The sequence below is a fragment of the Marinicauda sp. Alg238-R41 genome, assembly GCF_947331485.1.
Lineage (GTDB): Bacteria > Pseudomonadota > Alphaproteobacteria > Caulobacterales > Maricaulaceae > Marinicauda > Marinicauda pacifica.
The window spans coordinates 286,526-300,193 of record NZ_CAMZOJ010000003.1 but is presented as its reverse complement, the minus strand read 5'-3'; the positions used below and the strand labels follow the sequence as shown (position 1 = coordinate 300,193).

Annotated in this window: 9 protein-coding genes; 1 reads left to right on the top strand and 8 read right to left on the bottom strand. The window is 62.0% G+C overall.

The genetic code is table 11. The features are described 5' to 3' along the window. Positions 1-222: 222 nt before the first annotated feature. Positions 223-2,790: an EAL domain-containing protein gene (locus PGP17_RS13390; protein ID WP_270375849.1), complete on the bottom strand. Its 2,568-nt coding sequence runs from the start codon at positions 2,788-2,790 to the stop codon at positions 223-225. Positions 2,791-2,938: 148 nt separating this feature from the next. Beyond that, the gene (locus PGP17_RS13385; protein WP_270375847.1) at positions 2,939-5,809 is read right to left on the bottom strand and encodes a S8 family peptidase; all 2,871 of its coding nucleotides are present in this window, start codon (positions 5,807-5,809) and stop codon (positions 2,939-2,941) included. Positions 5,810-6,072: 263 nt separating this feature from the next. Between PGP17_RS13385 and mazG the strand changes: the two genes are divergently transcribed. After that, a complete protein-coding gene (gene mazG, locus PGP17_RS13380; protein WP_270375846.1) occupies positions 6,073-6,915 on the top strand; it encodes a nucleoside triphosphate pyrophosphohydrolase in 843 nt (280 codons plus the stop codon). 4 nt (positions 6,916-6,919) lie between these two features. Here mazG and hflX read toward each other — a convergent pair whose 3' ends face one another. From hflX to ntrX, 6 genes are all read right to left on the bottom strand, one after another. Further along, on the bottom strand, positions 6,920-8,257 hold the full coding sequence (gene hflX / locus PGP17_RS13375; RefSeq protein ID WP_270375845.1) for a GTPase HflX: 1,338 nt from the start codon (positions 8,255-8,257) through the stop codon (positions 6,920-6,922). Next, positions 8,254-8,508, bottom strand: a complete 255-nt coding sequence (gene hfq / locus PGP17_RS13370; RefSeq protein ID WP_135943692.1) for an RNA chaperone Hfq — start codon at positions 8,506-8,508, stop codon at positions 8,254-8,256. Before hfq ends, hflX begins: the two co-directional genes overlap by 4 nt. 95 nt (positions 8,509-8,603) lie before the next feature. Beyond that, positions 8,604-9,467 carry a D-amino-acid transaminase gene (locus tag PGP17_RS13365; protein ID WP_270375843.1) on the bottom strand — a complete coding sequence of 288 codons (864 nt, stop codon included), beginning with the start codon at positions 9,465-9,467 and terminating at the stop codon, positions 8,604-8,606. Positions 9,468-9,471: 4 nt separating this feature from the next. Continuing rightward, positions 9,472-10,806: a TrkH family potassium uptake protein gene (locus PGP17_RS13360; RefSeq protein ID WP_270375842.1), complete on the bottom strand. Its 1,335-nt coding sequence runs from the start codon at positions 10,804-10,806 to the stop codon at positions 9,472-9,474. Between the two features lie 66 nt (positions 10,807-10,872). Next, complete coding sequence (gene trkA / locus PGP17_RS13355; RefSeq protein ID WP_135943689.1) at positions 10,873-12,246, bottom strand: Trk system potassium transporter TrkA; 1,374 nt, start codon at positions 12,244-12,246, stop codon at positions 10,873-10,875. Positions 12,247-12,265: 19 nt separating this feature from the next. Next, a complete protein-coding gene (gene ntrX, locus PGP17_RS13350) occupies positions 12,266-13,666 on the bottom strand; it encodes a nitrogen assimilation response regulator NtrX (RefSeq protein ID WP_270375841.1) in 1,401 nt (466 codons plus the stop codon). Positions 13,667-13,668: the final 2 nt, after the last annotated feature.

Sequence of the window (13,668 nt, the reverse complement as noted above, 5' to 3'; positions counted from 1 at the left end):
ATCAGCTTGTTAGAGCTGAATCTTTTGCCCGCACCATTCCGCGAAAGTTCCGCCTTTGCGCGATTTTGGTGACGATCGACGCGGCTTGAGGCGTGCTGTCACCCGTGTCCTCGCCTCGCGACACGGTCAGATCATTGGTTCATCGGTGCCGAGGAAGACTTCAGGGCTCACGCTGACCACTTCAGGGCTCACGCTGACCGATCGCCGGCTGTGACCGTGCCGTCAGGATCTGCTGGCGGCCCCCTTCACGAGCGTCGGGCCGTCTTCGGCCTGACGCTGGAAGAGCGCCACGAGTTCGAGCAGTCGCATCGGTCTGGCGAGCGCGAAGCCTTGCGCCCAGTCTGCAGACATTGCCTGGAGCGCAGGCAGAATGTCGGCGTTCTCGACGCCTTCAATCGTTGTCTGCAGGCCCAGATTGTGGGCCATGTCGATCGTGGAGCGGACGACCAGCCGGTCTCGCTGAGATGTCTCGAAGTCAGTGATGAAGGCACGGTCGAGCTTTAGCTCATGGGCGGGCAAGCTCTTGAGGTAGGCCAGTGAAGAGTGCCCCACCCCATAGTCGTCAATCGACATCTGGACTCCCGCGCGGGCCCACTGATTCATCGTCTGAGCAGCCCTCTTGGTATCCTGGACCAGGGAGGTTTCGGTGACCTCGAAGATCAGCTGCCCCGGGGCCTGGGCGGCGATCCGACCGGCGTGGGACGCGAATTCCGGGTCGCATAGCAAGGCACCAGAAATGTTGACCGACAAGGTCACGGTGTGCCCTGCTTTTTGCAGGGCGAGTTGATCTCGCGCCACGCGCTCCAAGGCCCATTCTGTGAGTTCGCGAATGCGTCCGGTCTCTTCGGCAAGTGGAATGAATGCGGTCGGCGGGATCGGACCCTGCTCGGGATCGGTCCAGCGCGCCAGGGCTTCGGCCGCTTCGAAGCGGCCGGTCCGCAAGTTCAGCTTCGGCTGGTAGTGAAGCTCCATCCCGCCAGCTTTGATCGCCTTCATCATGCGGCTCATCAGCGCCAGATTGGTTGCGGGATCACCGAAGCGCTGACCGTCATACAACGCGAAATTACTGTGGCTGTCCTGGGCTTGCTGAATGGCCACGAAGCCCTGTTTGAAGCTGTCGGGTCCGGTGTAGAGAACAGCGCCGGCAGTGGCTGTCAGATCGATCTCGATCTCGTCCACCTCGAACGGAGCCTTGATCCGTTCGAGCAAGCGCTTGGCCACCACTTCCATCAGGTCTTCATCCAGCAAGGAGTCCTGAGGCGCATAGTCAATCATCACCCCGAGCACGCCGGGCGACATGATGGCGAGAAATTCAACGGCAGGATCTTCCTTGAGGCGTTTGGCAAGGTCCGAACTCAACTTGGTGAAATTGGCGCCGCCCAAGGCCCCTGCCAGTCGCATCGTCCGGTCGATGCTCAACATGATCAGCGCGACCTCGCGATCCTCTTCCACCGCTTTCTCGAACCGCCGTTCCAGCGCATTGCGGGACGGAAGGCCCGTAGCCGCATCGACATATAGCGCTTCGGCAAGGAAACGCTGGCGCTGGCGTGAGGCGCGGTAACGCAACGCACCAAGGATCAGGAGGAGCAGAACTGCGCTTGTCACGCTGGCCGCAATGGCCACCCGCGTGCGTGCGCGTGCCTGTGTGAGTGCAAGGTCATGTTCGAGACTTTCGCCCCGAAGCTGCTCGATCTGCAGCTCATTTTCGGCAAATTCGAACTGGGCTGCGAGCAACGCGGTATTTACGCTGGCGGCAATGTCGCGCGCGTCGTCGTCCAGACGCTTGAACGCTCGCAAATGATCGTTCGCGGTCTCAAACGCACCGAGCGCCTCGTAGATCTGAGCCGCAGTCTCGTGAAAATCGGTGAAGGCCGGGGTGGTCTCGTTCAGCGCAACGCCGTCGAACGTCTGCTCTATGTGCTCGCGTGCGGCGTCCAGATTGCCGCGACCGAAAGAGACCTGCGCCCTCACCCCATGCAGGAACCGCGCCCATTCGCCAAGCTCTTCACCCTCGTAGAGGGCAAATGCCTGGCCGATGGCATCGTCAGCGGCATCCAGATAGCCAAACTCGGCATGAAGCGCTGCCAGATTATTCAGGATTCTGGCCTGGAGCATCCGGCTTTCCATGGATCGCGCGAGTTCCAGTGCACGCTCAAACGCACTCAACGCGTCATCATAGCGACCCATCTGGCGATACGCATTCGCCTGATTGTTCGAAGCGGCCAGCTCTAGCGCCGGATCCTCGAAGCGCTCGGACGCATCTGAGAAGTATCTTACCGCCGTTTCGTATTGCTTTCCGCTGCTATGGATCGAGCCAATCGATTGAAGAACGATGGACTGCGCCCTCATTTCCCCGATTTCGAGATAGATCTCGTACGCTTCCTGAAAGCTGATCAAGGCGGTCTGGAAGTCTCCAAGGTCTTTTGCGATCCGCCCCTGCGCGACCAGCAGGTCGGCGTACAGCTTGCTAGTGGCAGCTGTGCCGTGAAGGAGTTCAATCGCTGACTCTACCAGGATGCCCGCCTCACTGGAGCGCCCCAGGCGAGTAAGAGCTTCGGCCTGCAGCCAAAGAGCGGTCGCCCTCCTGGCATCTATTTCTCCAGGCGCGTCCCCTTCCTCTGCCAACTGAGCCGCAATCTGCGCAGTTTCAAGGGCTTGCCCAGGGTTGCCCATCATGTCGCTGCGTGCAGATTCGATCGCGGACTCATAATCCGTCGTTTGAGCTTCGCCGGCCGCAGACGTTACCAGCGCGCCGCCGAGCAGGATCGCCGCTATGAATCGTCTGGCCAACTGTGTCTCCTCCAGACAGGCTTGTTACCAAGCCACATTTACACCGGACCCCTTAATGTTCTCAAAACTCCGATACAGAAACGGCGCCTGCGGATATTGCGCAGGCGCCGTTCTTGAGTTTGGGAACTGTTCTAAGTCAGGCTGAGCTTTAGAAATTCACTCCCAACCGGAACCCGCCGGCCCAGCTTGTATCGCCATCTGCAAACCGCGCGCCTGGCGCCTCGGTCCGGCCAAACGCATTCAGCTCGACACGGTCCTGCACCAATTCAATGGCATAAAGGACTTCCGCGGCCAGCGGACGTTCCCCGCCCAGCGACCATTGCTGCGTGCGCAGACCCAGCGTACCGGTGTCGCGATCGGTCACGACAAGGCCGCTATATTCTAGCGAACCGTTCTCCACGTGCAGCGGCTGGATGAAGCTCGCCCGGATGCCGTCGCGTGCAGTGAACACGCCATTGTGCTGGAACGAGATCTGGAAGGCTGTCGAGGACACGGAGTCCGGCAAGGCCAGAGCCGAGGCTCCAAACTCGCTTGCCCCGGTAATCCCGGCCGTCGCCGAGACACTCACACTCGACCTGGCGCTGATCGCAACGTTCGCACCGACCGTCAGGGCATCGGTCCGTGACCCGCCATCGAAGGCAAGCGCACCCAGCCCCTGTCCGCCGAGCAGCGCCTGGTCTTCTGCAAGGTGTGTGTAAGCAGCCTGGATGCCGAAACGGGAATTGACCGCATGGGAGAGATCGAGCGAGACCGCAGACGCCGAGTACGCATCAAGCGTCTCGAATATGGCGGAGCGCTCCCCGGTCAGCGGATTGGTGAACTCGTACTCGTCACGCGTAGATGTGGCGACAATCGACAGCCGCGTGTCGGGGCTCAGCGCGAAGCCGGCCATCGCATAGACACCGCCCGACGCATAGCCGAGCATGGGATTCACACCCCCGCTATCCGGGCGATAGTCGGACGCGAGCCCGAAGCCGCTTTGATCGCTCAATGCGAGAGCGCCCTCACCCATGCCGAAGCGGATGGTGACGCCGGATTCGCTGTTGCTAACCTCCATCCCCGCCTGGAACGGCAGGTCGCCATCACCAAGGACCTGGCCCATGTCGGCCTGGGACGCGAAGGATGTGACGGTCAGTCCATTGCGGGTCTGGATCCGGCGCGTGATCGCCTGGGTGTCGTTGAAATTCGTCCCCGACGCATTGATGGCGCGGTCGATCGAATAGCTCTGAGCGGTGATCTGGGCGCTGCCCGATAGGGCGTCCTGGCCGACACCCAGCTCTTCCAACGTGAAACTGAAATCGCGGAACGTATCGCCGAAGTCCTCGAACACCGTGACTTCGCCGTGGTCTTTGATGCGGCCGCGCAGGAAGCCGAGTTCGCCGGCAGGAATGCGCCGTCCGCGCCAATCGAGAGCATACAGCGCGTTCTGATCAATTGGTGACAGGGCCGCCTGGACATTCAGCAAGCCACGGCCATAGACCGGATCGACACCGGGTGCGCCAAGATCGGTCGCCGTTTCCAGGATCACATCCGCGATGCGCCCGGGCGACAACCAGAGCCACTCACTCTTCACCAGAGCCGCCGCGCCGGTCACCAGCGGTGCCGCGAACGAAGTGCCGGACATGCGCACATATCCGCCCTCCCCGTCGGGAACCAGAATCAGCTCACCAGGCGCGACCAGGAAGCGGTCCATCAGGCGCGAACCCTCGTGGCACGCACCGCGAACCGTGAAGCAGGCATCACCCGGGCGGTTGGAAAAGCTGGAGATCTCGCCGCCGGGGTTGATCGACCCCACGATCAGGAGATTCTCGACATTGCGCACCGCGCTCCAGTCGACATCCAGGTCCTGTGTGATCCCGTCATTGCCCGCGGCAAAGACGTAAAGCGTATGAGGAGCGGAATGGCGGATATACCAGTCCGACAGGACATCCGACCAGCCTTCATGGAAGGTCCAGCCCGGCATCCCAAGCGACGCATTGATGATTGCGGAGTGGTAGCTCAATCGGCGCACGCTGCTGCGAACGTCATCCCAATTGGTCGACAAGGTTTCGTCGAACGGGTTTTCCAAGCGCAGTCTCACAGACGGAGCAACGCCCATCAGACCTTCGCCATCGTGGCGCGCGCTGATCAGATCAGCCACAGCCGCACCGTGATTGAAATCGAGATAGTCATTCCCGTTCCCGCCACCAATCAGCCCGTCAATGCGCGATGGCAAAGAGAAGTCGACGATACCCACGACCACCGGGAAGCGTGTGCTCGCTTCCCGCGCCATGGCCGGCGACCAGTTGATGGCGCCCATCCAGTGATCGACGTGATCGCGACCCGAGAAATTCATCAGGCCGTCATGGAACGCCAGGAAGAAGGCCGCGCGCTGCTGGGCCGTGACAGAGGCCAGCGAGGCGGGGTCGCTCATATTGATCCCGTATTCCGCGGTGAGATCGTTCAGGAAGCCCTCCTGGAAGGACCGACCTGTTTCGCCCTCAATCGCAGGCCCGAAAACGGTCTCGGCGCGGTTGAACAATTCATTCAGATCGCCGGTGAGAGTCGAATACGCTTCGGTGTCGAACGGATCGATATCACCCCAGAAAGCGTCGATATCACCCCAGAATGGACCGATATCGCCCCAGAAGGCGCCGATATCGCCCCAGAAGGCGTCAATGTCGCCGTAAAAGGGATCGATATCGCCGTAGAAGGCATCAATATCGCCCCAGAAAGCATCGATATCACCGTAGAACGGATTGATATCGCCCCAGAACGGATCGATATCGCCCCAGAATGGGCCGATATCGCCGTAGAAAGGATTGATGTCACCCCAGAACGGGTTGATGTCCCCGTAAAAGGGGTCGATGTCACCGTAACGCGGAAGGATCGGACCAGCCTCGCTGCCCGATGAAGCGCTGTGGTGGCCCTGAAGGGTGAATTCCGCTGTGTCCGCATTTGCACTGGTTGCTAGAGCAGAAGCCAGAGCGGTCGAGGCTACGGTCCCGAGCAGCGCATTCTTTATGTGGTCGCGGATCATGGAATCCTCCCTGAGTTGAGGGCAGTCTAGGCCGTCACCCCTTGCCAAAATCGTAACGCTTATAGTTACTGCGAATTAACCTGGGGATATAAATGAAAGCCAAAATTGTACCCGTTTTTCTCCTTACGCGATGTTTTCGTTGTTATGCAACGATAAAATGTACGTCTCTACGAGGTAGGGCGTGGAGACGAGCCGTCATCTTCACACCGTCGCTTTGATCGATTGAGCGGGTGTGCGAGTTAAGCGCTCCAAAGGAGTCGCTCATGACCACTACTGCCCCCTCCTCTGCTCATGCCATTGCGCTGGACGAAACGCGTCCGCCTCTTGAACGCCTTCTGGCCTTGATGGGCAGCCTGCGAGATCGTGATTTCGGCTGCCCCTGGGACGTTGAGCAGGATTTCGCATCGATCGCGCCCTACACGATCGAGGAAGCGTACGAGGTCGCCGATGCGATCGATCGCGGAGACATCGAAGATCTGCGCGATGAGCTCGGCGATCTTCTGTTTCAGGTCGTCTTTCACAGTCAGATCGCGAAAGAAGGCGGCCATTTCGTCTTCGATGACGTGGCCCGCGCGATCACCGACAAGATGATCCGGCGCCACCCGCATGTCTTTGCCGAAGACGAGTCCCGAACCGCAGCCGCTCAGACCGTTGCCTGGGAAGACCAGAAGGCGCGGGAGCGGACCCAGAAGGGACGTTCGCAATCCTTGCTGGATGACGTTCCTGTTGCCCTGCCTGCACTCAAGCGTGCGGGCAAGCTCACGAAGCGCGCGGCCCGGGTCGGCTTCGATTGGCCGGACGCGGAACGTGTTTTCGAGAAATTCGAGGAGGAAGCGCGCGAGTTGCGGGCCGCCATTGCGGCCGGGGACCAGGAGAATATTGCAGAGGAACTCGGTGACCTGCTCTTCGTATGCGCGAACCTCGCACGAAAGTTGGGCGTGGAGCCTGAAGCCGCCCTGCGCGGAACGAATGCCAAGTTTGATCGGCGCTTCCGCTTTATCGAGGAGACGATGAAGGCAGAGGGCAATCGAATAGAAGAAGCGTCGCTCGACGCGATGGAAGCCCTCTGGATCGAAGCCAAGGCGGCAGAAAAGGCTTCAACCTAGGTGATCATCCGGCTGGGGCGCGTTCCTTGCGGATCTCCGCCACGCCGAACCTGGCCCTGAAGCGCCCGGCATCTGGCTCGTTCAGCCGGGCCACGACATAAAGTTTCCCGGTTTCTGGGTCGCTGCGTTCTTCGATGACCTCGCCATGCTCGTGCAACCAGGCCATCGCCTCGGATTCCTCGGGATCCAGACGCAATCGCAGCATCACGTCATCCGCTGCGAGCGCCAGATCCAGCAAAGCGAGAAGGGCGTCCGTTCCTTCGCCGGTCATCGCCGAGGTGACCGCCACGTCCGGCGATCCGGGACGTTTGGGCAGACGGGCACGCCATTTCAGATCGTCGCGATCCTCTTCGGCCAGCCGGTCCGCCTTGTTCCAGGCCTCGATGATGGTCTGGCCGTGCTCGGCCCCTGCCTCGAGCGCATTCAGAACCGATTCCACATCGGCTTTGCGCCCCTCGTGATCCGGATCGGACACATCGCGAACGTGAATCAGGATATCGGCTTCGCGCACCTCTTCCAGCGTGGCGCGGAACGCGGCAATGAGCTCTGTCGGCAGGTCGGTGATGAAGCCCACCGTGTCGGACAGCAGCACTTTTCGGCCGGCCGGCGTGCGGATCGCGCGCATCGTCGGGTCCAGCGTCGCGAAGGGCATGTCCTTGGCCATGACCTTGGCCCGGGCGAGACGATTGAACAGTGTCGACTTTCCCGCATTGGTGTAACCGACAAGGGCGACTGTAGGCCACGGCGCAGCCCGCCGGCGCTTGCGATGCAGCTCGCGCGTGCGTTTGACCTCTTCCAGCTCGCGGCGCAGCTTGGCCATGCGTTCAGCCAGCAACCGGCGGTCAGTTTCGATCTGGGTCTCACCGGGGCCGGCCAGGAAGCCGCGTCCACCGCGCTGACGCTCCAGGTGGGTCCAGGTGCGCACGAGGCGGGAACGCTCATAGCTCAAACGCGCCAGTTCGACCTGCAGCCGACCCTCACGCGTCTGCGCGCGGTCGGCGAAAATCTCCAGGATCAGACCGGTTCGGTCGATGACCTTCACGTTCCACGCGCGTTCAAGGTTGCGCTGCTGCACCGGCGAGAGCTCGCAATCGAGCACCGCCACCTTGGCCTCGCGCGTTTCGATCTCCGCGCGCAGCGTCTCCACTTTTCCGCGCCCGAACAGCGTCGAGGGCTCAAGCTTGCGCACAGGTTCGCTGCGAACGTCCACGACACGAAGGCCGAGCGCTTCGGCCAGGCCTGCCGCTTCTTCCAGTCGAGCCTCGATCCGCAGGATATCGCTGCCCCCGAAATCGGGATGCAGGACAAGGGCGGTATCGTCAGGCGCTTCGCGTTGGATCAAGTGGTCTCGTCTCCGTCTTGTTCACCGTCGAACAAGGAGATGGGTTGCCCGGGCATGATTGTCGAGATGGCATGCTTGTAAACCAGCTGAATCTGACCCTCGCGGCGCAGCAGGACGCAGAAATTGTCAAACCAGGTGACCACGCCCTGAAGCTTCACCCCGTTGACCAGGAAAATGGTCAGGGGCGTCTTCGATTTGCGCACGGTGTTCAGGAATACATCCTGCAGATTTTGTTTTTTATCGTTAGACATGGGTCTTTCTCTCGAGCCCTTTTACAGAGACATGTTTCATATTGAAAATTGGTAGCCGGGCTTGCTCATCGCTGCAACCGCGAACAAACGTCTGCCTACCGCGCTGCACCATCTGCTGCGGCGATGTAGAGCTCGCGTAACCGCATGGCAACAGAGCCCGGCGCACCATTCGCGACTGTGCGTCCATCGATCGATGTGACCGGCATGACGAAGCTGCTGGCCGACGTTACGAAGGCTTCACGCGCTTCCAGAGCTTCCTCGACGGTGAATCCGCGTTCCTCGATTCGCAGGCCTTCCCGCTCGGCCAGCGCGCGCACCGCTTTGCGGGTCACCCCCCACAGAATGCGATTATCGGTCGCACGGGTCACGAGCGTGCCCTCTTTCGTGAGGATCCAGGCCGTCGTGGACGAGCCTTCGGTCACGCATCCGTCTTCGTCGACGAGCCACGCCTCGAACGCGCCGGCATCGCGCGCCTTCTGCTTGGCAAGAACGTTGGGAAGCAGGTTGACCGACTTGATATCGCACCGTTTCCAGCGTTCGTCGGGCAGGGTCAAGATGGCGATCCCCGCCGCGGCGCGCCGGTCGATCGTGGTGAAGTCCAGGCCGCGGGCGGTCACAACCAGCGTCGGTCGAACCGGCGTGACGGGAAACGGATGATCGCGGCGCGAAACGCCGCGCGTCACCTGCAGATACACCAGCCCGTCGGTGAATCGGTTGCGCCGCACGACCTCGCGCAGGATCACGTCGAGCGCCGGCAGGGAGACCGGCAGATCGATCTGAAGCTCGCGCAGAGATCGTTCCAGGCGGGCGCTATGCTCCTCGTGATCGAGAAAGCGGCCCCGTCGAACCGACCAGACTTCATAGAGCCCGTCACCGAACTGGAAGCCGCGGTCCTCAATGCCGATGGCTTCGTCGGTGATCGGCCGGTACCGGCCATTGACGTAGGCGATGCGTGCCACAGCCCTACTCCCGCACAAGAATGACAAAGACCGCGGCGGCCGCCGCCAGGATCTCCAGACGCCCGGTTATCATGGCAAGAATGGCGATCCCATGGCCGGCAGCCGGCAGATTCGCGTAATCGACAGCGGCGACCGGCCCGGCATTGGACAACATCGCCGCCGCGATCTGCCAGGCCGCGTGAAAGTCCACTCCGACAAGTCCCAGAAAGATCGTGAAAGCACCAATGGCGGCAGGAAAGACAAGGGCGACAACCCACACGCTGAACAGGGCGGAATCGGGAATATGCCGTCCGGCAAACCGCGTATACGTCGCTGCCGAGGGGTGGGCGAGCACGGAAAGCTCACCGGCAGCGCGGCGCAGAAGCACGATCACGCGGGTGATCTTCATGCCTCCCGATGTGGACAGGGCCGAGCCGCCGATGACGGCGAGGCTGAGCAGAAGAACGGTCGGCAGGACCGGTGCGGGGCTGAGACCGAATCCTGTCGTCGTTAGCGCAAAGACCGCGTCCAGGGTCGCCTCGTAGGCCGCCGACGGTCCAAACAGGACTGCGGCGCCCAGGCCGATCGCCGCGCATGTCGAGACCATGGCACGCAAATCGCCGGTCAGGCGCACCGCGCGCCCGCGGCTCAGCAGCTCATACTGAAGCGCGATATTCCAGGCGCCCATCAGACAGGTAACGACCAGGATGATCTGGGCCGGGACCGGAACCCATGAGCCGAGGGGCGCGCTTGTCGGCGTCATGCCGCCGGTCGAGATGGCGGAAAACGCCAGGCAGATCGCGTCAAAGGCATCAAGGCTCGTCAGACTGAGCAAGAGGATCGCCACAGCGGTCACCAGGCCGTAGACGCCGCCCAGCCGCCGCGCGGCCGGGCCGAAATTCAGGAACAGATTGTCCGGGGTTACTGTAAGGAGCGTCGACCGGCGTAGATTCGCATCCTTGGCCTCCAGGGCGGCAAACACCGTCGCCGCCAGGACAAGGGTCGCGAACCCGCCAATCCATTGAAGGCTGGCTCGCCACAGCAGGATGGCCCGGGGCTGAGTATCCGGGTCGAGAACCGTCGCCCCTGTTGTCGTCAGTGCGGAATAGGATTCAAACAGGCCGGGCATCAGGCCGTCGGCAGCTGCCACGAGCGGCGCCGCCGCAAACAGAGGCGTTGACAGCCAACCGTACAACGCCATGCGAAGCGCCACGGGCGGGCCAGCCTTCCCGGTGGCCGACCGGGTTGCAGCAAGCGCCACGCCTCCTGCGAAGACCCCCATCAGAGCGCTGACCGAAAACCCTCTTGCGGCAGCTCCCGCGCCTTCGGCAGCGGCGATCACCACGAATGGCACAGCCATCACTCCGACGATCAGCCAGCACCACCCGAGGGCCCGGAGCATGCGCGCAGAGAGCCCCATATCGGTCTAGAAGTATTCGAGGCTGACCCGGAAGAGCTGTTCCACCTTGGAAACCGCACTCTTGAGGGCAAAGAAGATGACGCGATCGTTTTCCTGTATGGTGACCGGGTCGCGCTGGAAGAACACCTGGTTACCGCGCACGAGAGCACAGATGGCCACGTTTTCGGGAAGCTCCAGGTCGTTCAACGTCTTCCCGATCAACGGTGAGGTCGACAACGTAACCCCTTCAAGCGCCTCGGCTTCACCGCCCCCCAGCGTCTGCAGGCCGGTGATCCGGCCGCGCCGGATGTGCTGGAGGATGGTCGAGATCGTCACCGTGCGCGGGTCGATCAGAACGTCGATGCCGAGCGCCGTCTTGACCGGGCGGAAGGCTTCGTCGTTCACGAGCGAAAGCGTGCGTTGTGCCCCCTCGCGCTTGGCCATCACCGCGCTGAGAAGATTCACCTTGTCGTCATTGGTCAGACAGATGGCCAGCTCGGCCTCCTCCACACCGGCTTCTCTCAGGACCTGCCGGTCCAGCCCGTCGCCGTGAAGTACGACCGTGCGGCGCAGCGCATCTGCGGCATTTTCTGCGCGGGTCTTGTCGCCTTCGATCAGGCGGACCTTGACACCCGACACGCGTTCAAGCGCCTGAGCGACATAGAGCCCGATATTGCCGGCCCCCACGATCACGACACGCCGTGCGCGCGGCGCGGCCCGGCCGAACACATCGAGCGCTCGGCCGACATGGCCCGCAGCCACGGACAGATAGACCTCGTCCTCGGCCATCAGCGGGTCATTGCCCTGCGGCACGAACAAGGTCTTGTCACGCAGGATTCCGACCACATCAATCGCCAGATCGGGAAAGAGCTCCAGCAGCTGGTCGCGCGAACTGCCGGCCACCGGCGAATTCTCGTCCACGCGGACCCCCAGCACCTGGACCCGTCCGTTGGCGAACGGCGCGGTGGTAAACGCCCCCGGCGTTTCCAGGCGCTGCAGAATGGACCGGCTCACCTCCAGCTCGGGCGAGATGGTCACGTCGATGGGCAGATTCCCGGTGGAGAACAGATCGCGCCATTGCTTGTCGAGATAGCTTTGCGCCCTCACCCGCGCGATGCGCGTCGGGGTTTCGAACAAGGAATGCGCAACCTGGCACGCAATCATGTTCGTCTCGTCGGAATAGGTCACCGCGACAAGAAGGTCGGCATCCTTTGCGCCGGCGCGCTTGAGCACGTCAGGATGGCTGCCGTGGCCGACAATGCCGCGCACGTCGAGATTGGTGGTGACCCGGTCGATCAGTTCGGCCGACCAGTCAACGACCGTGACCGCATTGCCCTCGCGCGCCAGCTCGCGCGCGATTCCGTAGCCCACACGGCCTGCGCCGCACACGACTGCTTTCATAGGAAACCTGCTCCAAAAATCAGGACGCGTCGTCCGGATCGGCGTCTTTTTGACTGCTCGCCACGCCGAGCGCCTTCAGCTTGCGGTGAAGCGCGGAGCGCTCCATGCCGATAAAGCTCGCAGTGCGGGAGATGTTGCCGCCAAACCGCGATATCTGCGCTTTCAAGTACTCACGTTCGAACTTTTCACGGGCATCGCGCAGAGGCAAGGCGATCATGCGCTCGGATTCAAAGCCTTCCCCGTCATGTTCGCGGGACACGACCTCGGAGGGCAGCGCATCGATCGTGACCGGCTCGTCCGGCGTGCCCGAGGCCAGGATCAGCAAACGTTCCACGTTATTACGCAACTGGCGCACATTTCCCGGCCAGTTATGGGCCTGGAGCGCGGCCATCGCATCGTCACCGATGACCCGGCGCGTGAGACCGGATGTCGAGGCCAGCCGGTCGATGAAATGCTCCACAAGGCGTGGAATATCCTCGCGCCGTTCCGCCAGCGAGGGGACCGTCACGGGAACCACGGCCAGCCGGTGGAAGAGATCCTCGCGGAATCGGCCCTGGGCAATCAGCGCTCGAAGATCACGGGCGCTGGAGGACAGGACGCGGACATTCACTTCGACATTGACACCGCCGCCGATCCTGCGGAAATGCTGTTCGACCAGCATCCGGAGCAGCTTGCTCTGCGTTGCCACCGGCATGTCGCCGACCTCATCCAGGAACAGAGTCCCGTTATGGGCCTGCTCAAGAAGGCCCACGCGCTCCACGCTGCCGTCGGGACGCTCGGTGCCGAACAATTCTTCCTCCACCCTGTCCGGATTCATGATCGCGGCGCTGACGGCCACGAAATTGCCGTCGCGGCGCGTGGACGCGGTGTGGATCAGGCGGGCGATCAGTTCCTTGCCGGAGCCCGACGGGCCCTCGATCAGGATGCGCGAATTGGTCGGCGCGACCCGGTCGATGGTCTGGCGAAGATGAACCGCGCTCGCGGAATCGCCGATGAGCTGATCTTGAAGATCGCTTTTCTTGCGAAGCTCGGCATTCTCCCGGCGCAGTTGGGAAGCTTCGAGCGCCCGCTGAACTGTCAGCAGCAACTTGTCGGATTTAAACGGCTTTTCTATAAAATCATAAGCGCCTTTGCGGATCGCGGCGACGGCCGTTTCGATCGTGCCGTGACCGGAAATGACGATCACCGGCATGTCGGGGTCGCCCCGCTTGATTTCGTCGAGAAGCTCGATTCCGTCGAGCCGGCTGCCTTGCAGCCAGACATCAAGAATCGCGAGCGAGGGCGTGCGCTGCCGCATTTCTGCGAGCGCCTCGTCGGCTTGTGAAGCGTAGCGCGCGATATAGCCCTCATCTTCCAGGAGACCGCCAATCAGTTCCCGGATATCGGTTTCGTCGTCTACGATCAGGATATCTTGCGCCATCT